This window comes from Achromobacter sp. JD417 (assembly GCF_041879325.1).
Classification (GTDB): Bacteria; Pseudomonadota; Gammaproteobacteria; order Burkholderiales; family Burkholderiaceae_B; genus Achromobacter; species Achromobacter mucicolens.
On sequence record NZ_CP087159.1, the window covers coordinates 3,330,265 to 3,345,522 of the forward strand.

Annotated in this window: 19 protein-coding genes; 17 read left to right on the plus strand and 2 right to left on the minus strand. The window is 65.9% G+C overall.

Going from position 1 to position 15,258, the window contains the following annotated elements; all coding sequences use genetic code 11:
• Positions 1–103 precede the first annotated feature (103 nt).
• The 8 genes from LN047_RS15235 to LN047_RS15270 all read left to right on the plus strand — a co-directional run bounded on the left by LN047_RS15235 (position 104) and on the right by LN047_RS15270 (position 6,559).
• Positions 104–340: a hypothetical protein gene (locus tag LN047_RS15235; protein ID WP_155721809.1), complete on the plus strand. Its 237-nt coding sequence runs from the start codon at positions 104–106 to the stop codon at positions 338–340.
• 18 nt (positions 341–358) lie between these two features.
• Positions 359–751, plus strand: a complete 393-nt coding sequence (locus LN047_RS15240) for a PRC-barrel domain-containing protein (RefSeq protein ID WP_373979464.1) — start codon at positions 359–361, stop codon at positions 749–751.
• 57 nt (positions 752–808) lie between these two features.
• Complete coding sequence (locus LN047_RS15245) at positions 809–1,084, plus strand: hypothetical protein (protein ID WP_373979465.1); 276 nt, start codon at positions 809–811, stop codon at positions 1,082–1,084.
• A gap of 21 nt (positions 1,085–1,105) precedes the next feature.
• Entirely contained in the window at positions 1,106–2,086 is a 981-nt protein-coding gene (locus LN047_RS15250) for a Ku protein (protein ID WP_373979466.1), read from the plus strand.
• Positions 2,087–2,088: 2 nt separating this feature from the next.
• Positions 2,089–4,611, plus strand: a complete 2,523-nt coding sequence (ligD, locus tag LN047_RS15255) for a DNA ligase D (protein WP_373979467.1) — start codon at positions 2,089–2,091, stop codon at positions 4,609–4,611.
• Positions 4,612–4,656: 45 nt separating this feature from the next.
• Positions 4,657–5,205: a cytochrome b gene (locus tag LN047_RS15260; RefSeq protein WP_373979468.1), complete on the plus strand. Its 549-nt coding sequence runs from the start codon at positions 4,657–4,659 to the stop codon at positions 5,203–5,205.
• Between the two features lie 33 nt (positions 5,206–5,238).
• Positions 5,239–5,478 carry a hypothetical protein gene (locus LN047_RS15265; protein WP_062839450.1) on the plus strand — a complete coding sequence of 80 codons (240 nt, stop codon included), beginning with the start codon at positions 5,239–5,241 and terminating at the stop codon, positions 5,476–5,478.
• A gap of 256 nt (positions 5,479–5,734) precedes the next feature.
• Complete coding sequence (locus LN047_RS15270) at positions 5,735–6,559, plus strand: symmetrical bis(5'-nucleosyl)-tetraphosphatase (protein WP_373979469.1); 825 nt, start codon at positions 5,735–5,737, stop codon at positions 6,557–6,559.
• A 4-nt stretch (positions 6,560–6,563) separates the two neighbouring features.
• Here LN047_RS15270 and LN047_RS15275 read toward each other — a convergent pair whose 3' ends face one another.
• Positions 6,564–6,839, minus strand: coding sequence for a hypothetical protein (locus tag LN047_RS15275; protein ID WP_373979470.1), 276 nt, complete (start codon positions 6,837–6,839; stop codon positions 6,564–6,566).
• A gap of 225 nt (positions 6,840–7,064) precedes the next feature.
• Between LN047_RS15275 and LN047_RS15280 the strand changes: the two genes are divergently transcribed.
• Together LN047_RS15280 and LN047_RS15285 are read left to right on the plus strand one after the other, a co-directional pair.
• Complete coding sequence (locus tag LN047_RS15280) at positions 7,065–8,504, plus strand: NAD-dependent succinate-semialdehyde dehydrogenase (RefSeq protein ID WP_056317945.1); 1,440 nt, start codon at positions 7,065–7,067, stop codon at positions 8,502–8,504.
• A 279-nt stretch (positions 8,505–8,783) separates the two neighbouring features.
• Positions 8,784–9,356, plus strand: coding sequence for a class I SAM-dependent methyltransferase (locus LN047_RS15285; RefSeq protein ID WP_373979471.1), 573 nt, complete (start codon positions 8,784–8,786; stop codon positions 9,354–9,356).
• A gap of 71 nt (positions 9,357–9,427) precedes the next feature.
• On the opposite strand, the gene LN047_RS15290 is transcribed toward LN047_RS15285, so the two are convergent.
• The gene (locus LN047_RS15290; protein WP_373979472.1) at positions 9,428–10,159 is read right to left on the minus strand and encodes a carbonic anhydrase family protein; all 732 of its coding nucleotides are present in this window, start codon (positions 10,157–10,159) and stop codon (positions 9,428–9,430) included.
• A gap of 248 nt (positions 10,160–10,407) precedes the next feature.
• Between LN047_RS15290 and LN047_RS15295 the strand changes: the two genes are divergently transcribed.
• The 7 genes from LN047_RS15295 (at position 10,408) to ribA (ending at position 15,205) form a co-directional block, all read left to right on the plus strand.
• Complete coding sequence (locus LN047_RS15295) at positions 10,408–10,644, plus strand: DUF1049 domain-containing protein (protein ID WP_373979473.1); 237 nt, start codon at positions 10,408–10,410, stop codon at positions 10,642–10,644.
• A gap of 77 nt (positions 10,645–10,721) precedes the next feature.
• Positions 10,722–11,177: a hypothetical protein gene (locus tag LN047_RS15300; protein WP_175155506.1), complete on the plus strand. Its 456-nt coding sequence runs from the start codon at positions 10,722–10,724 to the stop codon at positions 11,175–11,177.
• Between the two features lie 39 nt (positions 11,178–11,216).
• A complete protein-coding gene (locus LN047_RS15305) occupies positions 11,217–11,714 on the plus strand; it encodes a glycine zipper 2TM domain-containing protein (RefSeq protein WP_152384482.1) in 498 nt (165 codons plus the stop codon).
• 202 nt (positions 11,715–11,916) lie between these two features.
• Positions 11,917–12,573: a response regulator transcription factor gene (locus tag LN047_RS15310; RefSeq protein ID WP_373979474.1), complete on the plus strand. Its 657-nt coding sequence runs from the start codon at positions 11,917–11,919 to the stop codon at positions 12,571–12,573.
• A 1-nt stretch (position 12,574) separates the two neighbouring features.
• Entirely contained in the window at positions 12,575–13,966 is a 1,392-nt protein-coding gene (locus tag LN047_RS15315) for an ATP-binding protein (protein WP_373979475.1), read from the plus strand.
• A gap of 106 nt (positions 13,967–14,072) precedes the next feature.
• Positions 14,073–14,492, plus strand: coding sequence for a YgiW/YdeI family stress tolerance OB fold protein (locus LN047_RS15320; protein ID WP_373979476.1), 420 nt, complete (start codon positions 14,073–14,075; stop codon positions 14,490–14,492).
• A 131-nt stretch (positions 14,493–14,623) separates the two neighbouring features.
• Positions 14,624–15,205 (plus strand): GTP cyclohydrolase II RibA, encoded by a 582-nt coding sequence (ribA, locus tag LN047_RS15325; protein WP_369818500.1) that lies wholly within the window; start codon positions 14,624–14,626, stop codon positions 15,203–15,205.
• Positions 15,206–15,258: the final 53 nt, after the last annotated feature.

A 15,258-nucleotide genomic window follows, 5' to 3' on the forward strand; every position in this document is an offset into this window, starting at 1 on the left:
CTTATGGGGGGCATGCGAATTCAGGCACAGCCCGGGCACGGCATTTGCTGCCTGCATCCTCGGCCACGCTTCGCTGGCCCCAGCACATCCCAAGGTGACAAAAATGGAACCAAGACATTCCGTTGGGCAGGCATCTTCCCAGGACAACGCCGTGGAAGCGACGTCGACGCCGGACGATCTGCCCGTCAAGCCTTCTGACGGCAAGCCCGGCGGCCCGCCGGTCAAGCCTTCCGACGCTAGCGAGAACGCGCAGGGCAATGAAATCCGCAATGAAGACATGGAGCCGTCGGATGCGTCCGAATCCAATCCCGACCCCGCCGGCTCGCAGCGCTCGTCCTGACCCCGAGGAGAACCGATCATGACCGTAAAGACCACTGTGTTGGGTTTGGCCGTACTCCTGAGCGCCGCGGGCGGTGCTTGCGTGGCGCAGGCGCAGGGCGCGCCGCAGTCCGTGACCGAAGTCCGGGTCGATGTCGCCAAGGTTGACGCCGGCTACCGCGCCTCGAAGATGATCGGGGCGACGGTCTACAACGGCAAGAAGGAAAAGCTCGGCACCGTGGATGATCTGATCCTCGGACCGCCCGACTGGGCGCCTTATGCGGTGTTGTCGGTGGGTGGCCTGCTGGGCGTGGGCAACCACCTGGTGACGGTTCCGCTGTCACAGATGCAGGTCGCGGGCGATCAGTTCCAGTTGCCGGCGGCCACCAAGGATACGCTCAAGGCGCTGCCCGAATTCAAGTACGCGAAGTAGACGGCGCGGGGCTTGCCGCCCCGCACCGCATGACCATCCATGCCACGAGGAGGCTCCATGCAGATTGAACCCGTCCCCGACAGCCGTCCCGCGCCGCGCTCGCGGTCACTGGTCGCGCAGCTTAAGGATATCGATGCCCGCCGGCCGGATTTTCCGGGCGAGCATCTGATCGTGCTGGGCGTGGGCGTTCTGCTCATGCTGTCGGGCATGCGCAGCCGCACCATCCTGCGGCGCACGCTGATCACGGCAGCCGGGACCGCCCTGATCGGTCGCGCGGCAAGCGGAACCGGGGGCGTCGCCCGCGTCGCCCGGATCGTCAAGCGCTTGGGCTGATCGCGGCGCAGGAGAACCGTCATGGCAGCAAGAACCATATGGAAAGGGGCCATTTCCTTCGGTCTGGTTCACATCCCCGTGGGCCTGCACACGGCCACCACCGAGTCGGGCGTGGATTTCGACTGGCTGGACAAGCGCTCGATGGACCCGGTGGGCTACAAGCGCATCAACAAGCGGACCGGCAAGGAAATCGACAAGGACAACATCGTGAAGGGCGTCGAGTACGAAGACGGCAAGTACGTCATCGTGTCGCCCGACGAAATCGCCGATGCGTATCCCCGGACCACGCAGACCATCGAGATCCAGCAGTTCGTGGACGCCACGGACGTGTCCTTCGTCTATCTGGAGCGGCCGTATTACGTTGCGCCCATCAACAAGGGGCACAAGGTGTATGCCTTGCTGCGCGACACCCTGGCCAAGACCGGCAAGATCGGTATCGCCAAGGTCGTGATCCAGACCAAACAGCACCTGGCCGCGCTGATCCCGTCGGGCGACGCGCTGGTGCTGAACCTGATGCGTTGGGGCGATGAGGTCAAGTCGGTCGAAGGGCTGGATCTTCCCAAGGCGGGCGCCAAGAACATGACGCCCAGCGCCAGCGAGCTGAAGATGGCCAAGATGCTGGTGGAGGACATGTCCGGCCAATGGGATCCCGAACAGTACCAGGACGAATTCAAGGCCGCGGTGATGGCGCTGGTGGAAAAGAAGGCGAGCGCCGGCAAGACGGAGACGGTCATCGAGCCGCAGGAAAAGTCGCCCGCTTACGCCGACAACGTCATCGACCTGACGGAGTTGCTGCAACGCAGCCTGAAGGGCGGCAAGGGCGCGTCCAAGGCCGCGTCGTCGGCGGGCAAGGCCGGCAATGGCGCCGCAAAAAAAGCGGCCCAATCTGCTTCCAAGAAGACGGCTGCAAAAAAGACAACGGCCAAAACCACGGGCAGCGCCAGCAAGGCGTCCGGTAAGACCGCTTCCAAGACGGCGAGCAAAGCGCGCAAGGCGGCTTGATCATGGCCGATTCGCTCAAGAAGTACCGCGAAAAGCGCAACTTTCAAGTCACCTCGGAACCGGCTGGCGGCGGCGAGGCGAACGAGGGCGCGCGCGCCTTCGTCATCCAGAAGCACTGGGCGAGCCGGCTGCACTACGACTTCCGTCTGGAACTGGACGGCGCCATGAAGAGCTGGGCGGTGCCCAAGGGTCCTTGCTACGACCCGGCCGTCAAACGCATGGCGGTCCAGGTCGAGGACCATCCCATTGCCTACAACCAGTTCGAGGGGCAGATTCCCGAAGGCCAGTACGGCGCGGGCAAGGTCATCATCTGGGACGAAGGCAAATGGATGCCGGTGGGCGACCCGCGCAAGGGCTATCGGGACGGTCATCTGAAGTTCGACCTGCAGGGCGTCAAGATGCAGGGCAGGTGGGCGCTGATCCGTCTAAAGGGCAAGGAAAGCGACAAGCAGCCGCCCTGGTTGCTCATCAAGGATCGCGATGCGTTCGCCCGGCCAGAGCGGGAGTTCAGTGTGGTGGACGAAATGCCCGACAGCGTGGTCCCGCTGCGCACGGCCAAAGCGCCATCCCCAGATCGGTCCGAAGACCAACCTGAACCTTCCGCCGACGGCCAACGCGCCTTGCCCGGCGTGGCCGCCGATTTGCCGGTGCATCTGAAACCTCAGCTCGCCACGCTAGTGGACGGCGTGCCCCACCACGCCCCGGACTGGCTATACGAAATGAAATTCGACGGCTACCGGCTGGTGGTGCGGATCGAAGGCGACGACGTGCGCCTTTATACCCGCAACGGCCACGACTGGAGCGCCAAGCTGCCTCATCTAGTCGACGCGTTTCGCGCGTTGCCGGCCAAATGGGCTTGGGTGGACGGCGAGATTGTGATGCTCGACCGCGAGGGCATTCCGAATTTCCAGGCGCTGCAAAACGCCTTCGATGGCGAGCGCACGCAAGATATCGTCTTCTATGCCTTTGATCTTCCTTTCATCGGGCAGCGGGATCTGCGCCAGGAACCCCTGACGGTGCGCCGGGCGCTGCTGCAGCAACTGATGGACACCACCGAAGACGACCACCTGCGATTCAGCGAGGCCCTGGAGGCCGCGCCGTCGGATCTGGTGGCGACAGCCTGCAAGATGGGGCTGGAAGGCATCATGGCCAAGCGCCTGTCCTCGCCCTATGTGTCGCGCCGCACAAATACCTGGGTCAAGGTCAAATGCGCCCGGCGCCAGGAATTTGCCATCGTCGGCTACACCGCGCCGAAGGGCAGCCGCGTGGGGCTGGGGGCGCTGCTACTTGCCGTAACCGAGCAGGATGGCAGCCTGCGCTATGCCGGCAAGGTGGGCACGGGGTTCGATGACGCCAGCCTGGTGTCGCTGCAAAAGCGCCTGGCGTCCATCGAGACCGACAAGAAGCCTGTCGCGAACGCGCCCGCCGCCGGTGGCGTACGCTGGGTCAAGCCCGAACTGATTGCGGAGGTGTCGTTTGGCGAGTGGACGGGCGGCGGACACATCCGCCATTCTGTCTTTCGAGGACTGCGGCAGGACAAGCCGGTGCGGGCCATTTCCAGGGAGAAGGCAGTGCCAGTCAAAGACGTCGAGGGCGATGCGGGCGCGACCAGACCGGCCAGCAAAGCCGTGCCCGCCACCAAAGCCAGCCGCGCCAAGGGCGGCAAGCTCACCAATCCGGATCGCGTCATCGATCCGTCCACCAAGCTCACGAAGCTGGACCTGGCACGCTATTACGCGCTGGTGGCGCCGCTGATGCTGGAACACCTGAAGGGGCGCCCGGTGTCGTTTCTGCGCGCGCCGGCCGGCGTCCAGGGCGAATTCTTCTTCCAGAAGCACCTGGAAGCCGCAATGCCGGGCGTCAAATCCCTGCCGGCCAAGCTAGACCCGGACCACCCGCCGCTGCTCGAAGTGCCCACTGCCGAGGCCATCATGTCCGCGGTGCAGATGAACGTGGTCGAATTCCACACCTGGAACGCGGTCAAGACGTCCATCGGCAAGCCGGATCGGATGCTGTTCGATCTGGACCCGGGCGAGGGCGTGCAGTGGCCCGCGATGCAGCAGGCCGCGAACCTCGTGCGCGTGCTGCTGGAAGAAATCGGTCTGAAAGCGTGGCTCAAGACCAGCGGCGGCAAGGGCCTGCACGTGGTCGTGCCGCTGCGCAAACAGTACGACTGGGATACGGTGAAGCGCTTTTCCCAGGTGGTCGTGCAGCATCTGGCGCGGACGCTGCCGCAACTGTTTGTGGCCAAGAGCGGGCCGAAGAACCGGGTCGGCAAGATCTTTGCGGACTACCTGCGCAATGGATTTGGCGCGACCACCGTTTGCGCCTGGTCGGCGCGGGCGCGTCCCGGTCTGGGCGTGTCGGTGCCCGTCAAGTGGGAAGAGCTGGACAAGCTGACGGGCGGGGCGCACTGGACGATCCAGGATATCCACGCCCGGCTGGACGCGGGCAACACCCCATGGGACGATTACGCGCCGCAGTCCCTGGCGCCCGCCATGTCCGCCATGGAGTTCGAGCCATGAGCAGGATCTCCCTTGTGCTGTGCCGATCTCCCAAGGAGTCGCCCTATGCCACCGCCTGTTGCGCAATCCAGCATGATGGACCGCCCGGACGGGTATGGAATCGTCAGCCGTGTCCTGCATTGGCTCATGGCGGTGCTGCTGGCGTGGCAGTTCACCAGCGCGGCGGCGCGGCAATTCTTTCCGGACACTCCCATCGAGGACTTCTTCTGGGCGTCGCACACGTCGCTGGGTCTGTTGCTGCTGATCCTGGTCGTCGTACGCGGCGCGTGGGCCCTCGCCAACCTGGGACGCCGTCCGAACAGCGGCCTGATGGCGGGCTTCGGTCACTTGCTCCTGTACCTCATGATGATCGCCATTCCCACATTGGGACTGTTGCGGGCATATGGCCGGGGCAGGGGCTATTCGGCCTTCGGCATCCCGGTCTTCAGCCCGCGCGACCAGGAAATCGAAGCGCTGGTCGAGTTGGCCAATGCCTGGCACGGACTGCTGGGCTGGACGCTTCTCGCGGCGGCGGCGGGCCACGTCATGATGGCCTTCCTGCACCGCGGCAGGGACGGGCGGCGTGTATTGACGCGCATGACCCGGGGGCAATGACGGCCGGCGTGCCGGCCTGTACAGGAGGCAATCATGCAGCGCGATGAGCTCTTGGCACTGATGATCTCGGTGTCCGCGCCGGCGCCCCGGCTGGACGAATGGGACCGGGTGCTGTCCATTTACGCGGGGTACCTGGAAGGCGTCGCGCCGAAGCTGTCGGAGAAGGAGCTGGGCAATTTCATTGGCGCGGGCGCCATGTTCTACCGCACGCTATGCCAAGCGGACTCCTACCGCCAGGAATCCGTGTGGGGGCGGCGCAAAAAGGAAGGATAACCACGCCCGGGCGCGCCAACCCGGGGGCGCTTCGGCTGCGGCATCCGGCCGCCTTGGATGCAAACGTTTGCATGGGTATGGGGCTTGCTGGCCGTTCTGGCACGAAATTCATCCATTCGTGCCAGGAAATGGCCAGCGGCAAGGACAACACATGCGACGCAGACCGGTAAGACAACCATCAAGCCGACCCACCATCACGACACCCACGACCGTTGACGCGAACTCCACATTGGTGGATGACGCACCGCACGGACAAGTGCCCGCCATCTGGGCGATCGGCGACGTGCATGGCTGCTGCCCGTCGCTGGACGCGCTGCTGGCCAGCCCCGAAATCGCGGCAGACCCAACCTGCCGGTTCTGGTTCGTGGGCGACCTGATCAACCGCGGTCCTGCCAATGCCGAGGTCTTGCGCCGGGTCATGGCCCTGGGCGACCGCGCGACCGTGGTGCTGGGTAACCACGACCTGCGCGCCCTGGGCGTGGCCGCAGGTTGCCTGCGCCCAGACCCCCGCGACACGTTGAATGATCTGTTCGACGCGCCGGATGCGTACGAATTGCTGGATTGGCTGCGCGCGCAACCGCTGATTCACGTGCAGGACAGGCATGTCCTCGTGCATGCCGGGCTCTTTCCCGGATGGGACGTGGCCCAAGCGGTGGCGCTGGCCGGCGAGGTCCAGGACATGCTTCGCGACGATGACTGGCGCCGCCACATGCGCACGCTGATCGGCACCGCGCCGCTGGCGTGGAGCGCCAACCTGGATACACAGCAACGCCTGCGCTTCATCGCCAGCGCATTCACGCGTATGCGGCTTTGCACCCGCAATGCGGCCCTGGCGCCTGGCGCCAAGTCCAGCCCAGGGCGCTGGCCTCGCGGAACGTTGCCGTGGTATGACCTGCCGCGGCGCGCGGACGCCGGCAACACCATCGTTTTCGGCCACTGGGCGACGCTGGGGCTGCTCGTGCGCACGGACGCCGTGTGCCTGGACACGGGCTGCGTGACGGGCGGGCCGCTGACTGCCTACCGGCTCTCCGACCGCAAACTGGTACAGGCCGCGCGCGAAGCGCTCGCCCAGGCGGCTTGAACGGTCACGCGAACAGGCGGTAGGCCACGCCCAGACTAAACAGAAGCGCCGTGCCAATGGCATAAAACGCCAGCGACAGCCAGGCGCTCAGCGGCACACGTGCCGGCGCTTCGGCCTGTCCCGCCGATTGCGCCTCGGGCGGAATTTCATCATTGGCGGCCGCGGGGCAGGGGACTCGGCCTTCCGCGATGTGGGCGGGTGGGGCGGCGCGCGCAATCCCCAAGGAAATCAAGGTGTTGCCGACCGGCGTCGGCGAGAGAACGGGTTCCGGTGAGCTCATGGGAGCCTCCGCAATCAGGGTTAAGTGATGAAAGGCGAAACGCCTACAGCAAGCGGCGTGCCCAGATCCGGCCTTGCGCGCCGGACCGCCAGCCGGACGGTCCGAAGGCGGCCCACTTCCCGTCTCCCTCCCAAACACTTACGATACGGCAGGCGCCGGGCGTTTCGGCCCCGCTTGCCCGAATCGACTGACACGTGACGGCCGCATTTCAACCACGGAGCATTCATGAACGGTTACCCAGATACTCTTCTCCTGATCGACAACGAATGGCGCGAGGCCCGAGGTGGCGCGCGCATCGACGTCGTGAACCCCGCCACCGGCCAGAAGATCGGCCAGGTGGCCAGCGCCTCCCGCGAGGACCTGGACGCGGCGCTGGCGGCAGCGCAACGCGGTTTCGAGACGTGGCGCGACACGTCCGCGCATGAGCGTTGCGCGGTCATGCGCAAGGCGGCCGTCCTGCTGCGCGAGCGCGCGGACAACGTGGCGCGCCTCTTGACGCAAGAGCAGGGCAAGCCGTTGGCCGAGGCGCGCGGCGAAGTGCTGGCGGGCGCCGACATCATCGACTGGTTTGCCAATGAAGCCCTGCGCGTCTACGGCCGCATCGTGCCGTCGCGCAACCCGGCGGCCCAGCAATTGGTCATCAAGGAACCCGTCGGCCCCGTCGCCGCGTTCACGCCTTGGAACTTCCCGGTCAACCAGATCGTGCGCAAGCTGGGCGCCGCGCTGGCCACGGGCTGCTCCTTCCTCGTGAAGGCGCCCGAGGAAACCCCGGCGTCGCCTGCCGCGCTGCTCAACTGCTTTGTCGACGCCGGCATCCCGAAGGGCGTGCTGGGCCTGGTGTTCGGCTCGCCGGCCGAGATCTCCAGCTACCTGATTCCGCACCCGATCATCCGCAAGGTCACCTTCACCGGCTCCACCCCGGTCGGCAAGGAACTGGCCGCGCTGGCTGGCCGCCACATGAAGCGCGTCACGATGGAACTGGGCGGTCACGCCCCGGTCATCGTGGCCGAGGACGCCGACGTCGAACTGGCCGTCAAGGCCTCGGGCGGCGCGAAATTCCGCAACGCCGGCCAGGTCTGCATTTCGCCGACCCGTTTCCTGGTGCACAAGAACGTCAAGGCGGCATTCGAGCAGGCTTTCATCGCGCACGCCGAAAAGCTCAAGCTGGGCGATGGCCTGACCGAAGGCACCACGCTGGGCCCGCTGGCCAACGACCGCCGCCTGGCGGCCATGGACAAGATCGTCAAGAACGCGGCAGAGAAGGGCGCACGCGTGGCCACCGGTGGGCAGCGCGTGGGTGGCGCCGGTAATTTCTTCGCCCCGACGATCCTGACCGACGTGCCGCTCGAGGCCGATATTTTCAACGAAGAGCCGTTTGGTCCCATCGCGGCGATCCGCAGCTTCGAAACCCTGGACGAAGCCATCCGCGAAGCCAACCGCCTGCCGTTCGGCCTGGCGGCTTATGGTTTCACCCGGTCGATCAAGACGGTGCACGAGCTGTCGCGCCGCCTCGAAGTGGGCATGCTCTGGGTCAACCAGCCCGCAACGCCCTCGGCCGAGCTGCCCTTTGGCGGCGTTAAGGATTCCGGCTACGGTTCCGAAGGCGGTCCCGAAGCGCTTGAGGCGTATCTGGTCACCAAGGCCGTCTCGGTCGTGGGGGTCTAAGCCCGCCGTTTAAGCCCGCCGTCTAAGTCAGGCGTCTAAGCCCCGCCGTCTGACCGGCTGGTTTGGCAACAGGCCGTATCCGAGAAATCGGATACGGCTTGTTCGTTTCCGGATTCGATGCTCTCCAAATGAAAGGCGTGCTTACGCACCGTTGCCGGTCGGGCCCGCCGACCGAAGGTAAGGTCTGTCTGACAATGACGTCCCCCGGAGGTAGACGCATCGATGTTTTCCTTGCCGCCCATCAAGACCCTAGCCCGCCACAAGCCGGCCGGCTCGGCCATGAATTGGTTTTTGGAGCGCAAGCAGTTTGTCAAGGCACTGCTTTCCAACCCCTCGGCGGTCGGCGCGGTTGCGCCTTCCAGTGCCGCGCTGGCCGCGGCCATCACCGAATCGATCCCGCCGCGCGCCGGCAAGGTCCTCGAACTAGGCTGCGGGACTGGCGTGTTCACCCGAGAAATGCTGCGCCGGGGCGTTGCGCCATCCAATCTGGTACTGGTGGAGCAGGACTCGGACATGAGCTCCAGCCTGCGCAGCCAGTTTCCAGAGGCGGCCGTGCTGCAGGTGCCTGCCCAGGACCTGTCGCGCGACAGCCATCCTGAACTGCACGGGATCGGCGCGGCGATTTGCGGCCTGCCGCTACGCAACATGAGCGGCGCGCATCACCACAAGCTGCTTACCGCCGTCTTCGAGGCAATGCCGCCGGGCGCATCCATGCACTTCTTCACGTATGGCGTGAAATGCCCGATCTCGGCGCGCGTGCTCGATGACTGCGGACTTCACGCCCGGCGCGTGCGATTCGTGCCGATGAACCTGCCGCCTGCCTCTGTGTACAGCCTGAGCCGCACGCCCTGAGGGCACGGGCGGGACGGGCGCGGCTCATTGAGAGGCACGCCCGCCCGCGGTACGGCGACGTCGGGGGCGGGCTATGCCATGAAGGTCAGCATGCCGTTGGTGAGGTCGTACATCGACCCGACGATCTTGATCTTTCCTTCCTTTTCCAGCCCCGCAAGAATGGGGCTGTTCTTGCGGATGGACTCGACGGTGAGCTGAACGTTGGTCCGCGCCACCGCGTCCACGAATTGCGCATTCTTGCCGCTGCGGTCGCCCGTGTACTTGGTGGCCTCGACCGCTGGCTTGATGACGTCGAGCAATCCGGTCAGATGGCCGAGCTGAACATTGTCGATCGCGCCGGCCACCGCGCCGCAAGCCGTATGCCCCATGACGAGGATCACCTTGGCGCCCGCCGCCGCGCAGGCAAACTCCATGCTGCCGAGCAGGTCGTTGTTGGAAATGTTGCCTGCGATCCGCCCGTTGAAGGTTTCGCCGATGCCCGTGTCCAGAATGATCTCGGCGGGCGCGCGCGAGTCGATGCAGCTCAGGATGACCGCCGCCGGGTATTGGCCCAGGGCGCTGGACCGCTTCTGCGCAAGGTAATCGTGCTTCTGGGGCTTGCCCGCGCGAAAGCGCGCATTGCCCCGCTTCATCATGTCAATCACCTGGTCCGGCGTCATTGCGTCGCGCTGTGCCTGCGATAACGACGCCGCCTGCGCGTCGTTCGGGGCGACTGCCACGCCTGCCATCACCGCAGCCGTTCCGGCGGCAACGCCCGCCTTCAACCAGCCGCGCCGGTCCAGGTTCAGAGGGTGCCCAGCCATGCAACAATCCTTGATCGCTTCCATGAGGTGTCCCCAAAAAGCAGCCCAAAACGATAGACCGCGGGACGCGGCTATTCGATGATGGGCCGGCCACACTTGCCGTTTTCACGGCGAGAGCCATTCTGTTCCTGTTTGCGGCGGTGAACAATGTTTCTTGTTTTCCGGACCGATGAGTGGCATAGTTTTTCGCACGACAGGCCCCCGGGCGGGTTCGGGGCGGTTAAGACAGCGAATACGAAAGGTGCCCCATGAGATACCTGTACATCGTATTGATTGTGTTGCTCACGGCGATGGTCCTGTCGTTCAAGGTCCAGAATTTCGATTCCGTCACCCTGACGCTCTGGACAACCACCATCACCTTGCCGACGTCGGTTCTCGTCGTCGGCGTCTACATCCTGGGCATGCTGACGGGCGGCTTTCTGCTCAGCCTGTTGCGCACCGCCTTCCGGGGCGCGGCCAGCCGTCCCGCCGGTCCCACCCCCTGAAGATTCCCCAAGCGCTACCCGGCTAGCCGCTGTGCGTCCGCAATCAGGGCGCGAACGCGTACTTAGGAGCAATCCCGATGAAAAGGCTATTCCTTGTCTTGTCCACGTGCGTGCTGGCCGGTTGCGCCGGCACGGTCGCGACGAAGAACGATCTGGCCAAGTACGGCACGCCGCCCAGCGATGAAGACCTGTACCAGTACATGTCGACGCTGCGCGATTCCATGCCGCCCACCCGGTATGTCAGCTATCGCGACAAGGGATATGCGGAATCCGTGAAGAAGACCACGTTTGCGGGCGAGGACGGCAAGCCGATGTCGGGTTGGGAGTACGACTTTGACGTGGCTGCCTACGACCAGCTTGGCCCCGACCAGCCGCAGTGGACCGCGCGGCGCGTCGTGTTCTTCAATGGCCGCGCCATAGGCGGCTTCGATGCGAATGGGAAGTTCATGCGCGCCAGCGCCCAGCCATCCGCGGCTGCGCCTGCGCCCGCACCGGCGCCCGCGCCTGCGGCCTCGCCGGCGCGTCCGCGCTAGGCCTGGATTTCCCATTTCCGCCGTTCCGGAGACCCCATCATGCAAAAGCCTCAGCAGGCCGCCCCGCGTAGCCGCCTGACCCTTCTCGCCGCAGGCGGCATCCTTGGCCTTGCCGCCATCCTTGCTGGCTGCGCCAATCCCTCTGCGTCCTCACGCGTCTACACCTTCGACCAGGCGCAGCGCGCCCAGACCGTCACCCTCGGCTACGTCATTGGCGTGCGGCCCGTCACCATCCAGGCCAGCCAGACCTCGGGCATGGGCATGATCGCGGGTGGCGCGCTGGGCGCCGTCGCCGGCAACGCCGTGGGCGGCGGCTCCGGACGACGCATCACCACCGTCGGCGGCGCAGTCGGCGGCGCCATGGCGGGCAACGCAGTCGAAAACGCCAGCATGCGCCGCGCGGGCCTGGAAATCACCGTGCGCCTGGATTCAGGCGACGTGCGCGTCATCACACAGGAAGCGGATGTGCCAATCTCGACCGGCCAGCGCGTTCAGGTGGTCACCCAGGGCGGCGTGAGCCGCGTCGGCGGCATCTGAAGCCGCCCGGGATCCGCATCCGGACTGCGATTCGGGCCGGCTGCGGAGAATATGGCATCTAATCTCCGCATGGCGGCATGCGGAGATTAATTGCCCGTGCCGAGACAGCGCGCCATGGGCGGGCGCAGCACCAGCTCTTGGCGGATTGACCGCGCCATGACCGTCTTAAGATTCTCTTCATCCTGTCGCGTATAGTCGGCGCATGCGTATCCTACTGGCCGAAGACGATGTATCCCTGGGCGAGTCGATCGAATCCTGGCTGGAGCTCGACGGCTATGTGGTCGACCGCGTGACGCGCGGCGATCTTGCCGAAACGGCGCTGGCCGCCCACGACTACCACTGCGTGTTGATCGACCGCGGCCTGCCCGGCGTCTCGGGGGACGACCTGCTGCGGCGGCTGCGAGCGCGCCGCGACAACGTGCCGGCCATCATGATCACCGCCCGCGACGCGGTGCCCGACCGTATCGAAGGCCTGGATTTGGGCGCGGACGACTACCTCGTCAAGCCTTTCGACCTGGACGAACTGTCGGCGCGCATCCGCGCTGCGCTGCGCCGCCGCGACGGCCACGCCACCCCTGCGCTCGAGCATGGTGGCGTCTTGCTGGACGTGGCGGCCAAGCAGGTGCGCTTCAATGGGACGCCGGTCGAGCTGACGGCGCGCGAATTCGCCATCCTGCACGCGCTCATCCGGCGCCCGGGCCATATCTTGTCACGCGCGCAGCTGGAAGAGGCGCTGTATGGCTGGGGCGACGAAGTCGAAAGCAACACGATCGAAGTCCACATCTACAACCTGCGGCGCAAGCTGTCTTCGGACCTGATCAAGACGGTGCGCCGCCAGGGCTATAGGCTGGCGGACTGAGATGCGCTGGCGCAACAAGACTCCCCGGGCCGAGCGCGGCTATTCCCTGCGGCGGCGCCTGATCGGCACGACGCTCGGTTCCAGCATCCTGGTGGGGCTGGTCAGCACCGTGATCGTGCTGGCCATCGCGCGCAAGGAGGTCAACGACGCCTATGACGACTGGCTGGAAGAGGGCGCGCGGCTGGTCCTGGCACTGGGCGAGGGCAGCATCGGCCGGACGGCGGGCCAACCCGCCGCTGGCGACACGCAGCCGGCGCTTCGGCTGGACTATCAGTTGGTCTCGCGCACGGGCGACGTGCTGCTGCGGGGTGAAGACGCGCCCAAGCGGCCGTTCGTGCCGCCGGACCGGCGCGGCGACCGCTATTACGACGTACGTGCCGACGGCGAGGATTGGCGCGTCTACGTGCGCCATCATGACTCCCTGGGTTTTTCGGCGCAGGTCGGTCAGGAGATGGACGAACGCACCGATCTCATCTGGGACATGCTCGAGTCCTTGGCGTGGCCGCTGGTCGGCCTGTGGGTCCTGCTTGGACTGATCAACTGGTTCCTGATCTGGCGTCTGCTCAGGCCGCTTGCGCGCATGGCGCGCGGCATCGAGACCAAATCGCCGTCCGACCTGTCGCCGGTGGCCGAAGAGAGCAGGGCGCATGAAGTGCAGTCCATCACGGCAGCCCTGAACCGTCTGCTTGGCCGGTTGGACCACGCGCTTGAAGCCGAAAGGCGCTTCACGGCGGATGCGGCGCATGAGCTGCGCACGCCGCTCGCGGCCCTGGCGTCGCGGATCCAGGTCCTGCAACGCAGCCATCCGGCCGGCGAGGCGCCGGCGCTGGCCGCGCAATTGCAGCGCCTGCGCGCCGACATGATGCGCACGACGAGCCTGGTCGAAAACCTGCTGCAACTTGCCCGGCTGGACCCGCAATCGGCCGACGCCATGCCGCGCGAGCGCATCGACGTCCCCAGCCTGCTGCAGGATGCGGTGGACGCCTGCGCGCCCGCGGCGGCGGCGCGCGGCGCCACGATCACGATTGCGGCGCGCGAAAAGCAACTGGTCGGCAACCGGGACGCGCTTTTTACCGCGTTGCGCAACCTCATCCATAACGCGGTGTCGTACGGCCGCGAGGGCGGACAGGTCCGGGTCGCGGCCGAACGCGCCGGGCAGCACGTCGCGCTCAGCGTGAAGGACGACGGGGAGGGCGTGGCCCCAGCCGATCTGGAGCGGCTGACGCAGCGCTTTTACCGCGTCCTGGGCACAAACGTGCCGGGCAACGGCCTGGGTCTGTCCATTGTGGCGCGCGTGGCCACCATGCATCGCGCGGAACTACGCTTCGGTCCGGGGCTGGACGGCCGGGGGTTGGGCGTCACGCTGTTGCTGCCGCTAGACATGAACGGGTGACGCAACAATCCGCGTCCCCGCGCAGGGATAAGGTCTGCTTCATCTTCGGGGCGTCAAATGGCGACATGTTCAACAGCGAAGCGCAATCCGCGCAAGGAGCCGCACCATGACCCAGATCTCTCGTCGTTCCTCATTCCTCCGCACGTTCCTGGCCAGCGCCGTCCTCGCGGGCGCCACCGTGGCGGGCGTGGCGCACGCCCAGGGCTACACGGGCCCCAGCACCGGCAAACCCGCTGCCCAAGGCTACAGCGGCCCCAGTACGGTTGCCGTCACGACAGTCAAGGAACTCCTGGCCAATGGCCGGGACGACCAGAACGCCATCCTGCGCGGCCGCATCGTGTCGCACGACGGTGACGATCACTACACCTTTGACGACGGCACGGGCCCGATTCGCGTCGAAATCGATCACGAGGACTTCCCGGCGGGCCAGAAGATCGACGACAAGACCCAGGTCGAGCTGCGTGGCGAACTGGACCGTGACCGCAACAACGTCGAGTTCGACGTCGACAGCGTCCGCGTGATGTAAAGCGCGCGCGGCGGGCGCATACGTTATCCTGTCGACCTCCGATTCGATACCCGTGCCTGTTTGTCGTGAATCCCGTAACGTCCCCCGCCGCGGTCCAACTGCCCGAAGCCTCCATCCGCGCCACCGTCCGGTTGCCCATCCGCCTTGCCGATGGCACCGAGGCGCTGGCGCTGGCTTACAGCTTTCATGGTCTGGCCGACGCGCGCGATCATCTAGCCCTCAAATTCGGGCAACCCGGCCCGCGACCGCTCGTGCGGCTGCACTCCGAGTGCATGACGGGCGATGTCTTCGGATCGCTGCGCTGCGACTGCGGTCCCCAGCTTCAGGAAGCGTTGCGCCTCATGAGCCAGGAGGGCGGCTATCTGCTGTACCTGCGCCAGGAAGGGCGCGGCATCGGCCTGTATTCCAAGCTTGACGCCTACCGGCTGCAGGAACTGGGGTACGACACCTACACCGCCAACCTGGAACTGGGCCACGGCCTGGACGACCGCGACTACACGCCGGCCGCCCAGATGCTGCGGGCATTGGGCGTCGATAATCTTGAACTGCTGACAAACAATCCCGACAAGCGCACCCAGCTCGAACGCATGGGCATCCAGGTCAGCGGTTGCCGCCTGACGGGCGTATTTCCGAACGAGCACAACAAAGGCTATCTGCTGGCCAAGGCGCTGCGCACGCAGCACCGCATCGAACTCGGTCAGACCGAGGAGTGACGAAGCGATACGCCCGGCAGCCCCTCCCGGCGTAAGGAGAAACCCTTATACTC

What these genes read in the sequence shown, in the direction of transcription:
- LN047_RS15235 (WP_155721809.1), top strand. Translation starts at nt 104, where the DNA reads ATGGAACCAAGACATTCCGTTGGGCAGGCATCTTCCCAGGACAACGCC.
- LN047_RS15240 (WP_373979464.1), top strand. Translation starts at nt 359, where the DNA reads ATGACCGTAAAGACCACTGTGTTGGGTTTGGCCGTACTCCTGAGCGCC.
- LN047_RS15245 (WP_373979465.1), top strand. Translation starts at nt 809, where the DNA reads ATGCAGATTGAACCCGTCCCCGACAGCCGTCCCGCGCCGCGCTCGCGG.
- LN047_RS15250 (WP_373979466.1), top strand. Translation starts at nt 1,106, where the DNA reads ATGGCAGCAAGAACCATATGGAAAGGGGCCATTTCCTTCGGTCTGGTT.
- ligD (WP_373979467.1), top strand. Translation starts at nt 2,089, where the DNA reads ATGGCCGATTCGCTCAAGAAGTACCGCGAAAAGCGCAACTTTCAAGTC.
- LN047_RS15260 (WP_373979468.1), top strand. Translation starts at nt 4,657, where the DNA reads ATGCCACCGCCTGTTGCGCAATCCAGCATGATGGACCGCCCGGACGGG.
- LN047_RS15265 (WP_062839450.1), top strand. Translation starts at nt 5,239, where the DNA reads ATGCAGCGCGATGAGCTCTTGGCACTGATGATCTCGGTGTCCGCGCCG.
- LN047_RS15275 (WP_373979470.1), bottom strand. Translation starts at nt 6,839, where the DNA reads ATGAGCTCACCGGAACCCGTTCTCTCGCCGACGCCGGTCGGCAACACC.
- LN047_RS15280 (WP_056317945.1), top strand. Translation starts at nt 7,065, where the DNA reads ATGAACGGTTACCCAGATACTCTTCTCCTGATCGACAACGAATGGCGC.
- LN047_RS15285 (WP_373979471.1), top strand. Translation starts at nt 8,784, where the DNA reads ATGAATTGGTTTTTGGAGCGCAAGCAGTTTGTCAAGGCACTGCTTTCC.
- LN047_RS15290 (WP_373979472.1), bottom strand. Translation starts at nt 10,159, where the DNA reads ATGGCTGGGCACCCTCTGAACCTGGACCGGCGCGGCTGGTTGAAGGCG.
- LN047_RS15295 (WP_373979473.1), top strand. Translation starts at nt 10,408, where the DNA reads ATGAGATACCTGTACATCGTATTGATTGTGTTGCTCACGGCGATGGTC.
- LN047_RS15300 (WP_175155506.1), top strand. Translation starts at nt 10,722, where the DNA reads ATGAAAAGGCTATTCCTTGTCTTGTCCACGTGCGTGCTGGCCGGTTGC.
- LN047_RS15305 (WP_152384482.1), top strand. Translation starts at nt 11,217, where the DNA reads ATGCAAAAGCCTCAGCAGGCCGCCCCGCGTAGCCGCCTGACCCTTCTC.
- LN047_RS15310 (WP_373979474.1), top strand. Translation starts at nt 11,917, where the DNA reads ATGCGTATCCTACTGGCCGAAGACGATGTATCCCTGGGCGAGTCGATC.
- LN047_RS15315 (WP_373979475.1), top strand. Translation starts at nt 12,575, where the DNA reads ATGCGCTGGCGCAACAAGACTCCCCGGGCCGAGCGCGGCTATTCCCTG.
- LN047_RS15320 (WP_373979476.1), top strand. Translation starts at nt 14,073, where the DNA reads ATGACCCAGATCTCTCGTCGTTCCTCATTCCTCCGCACGTTCCTGGCC.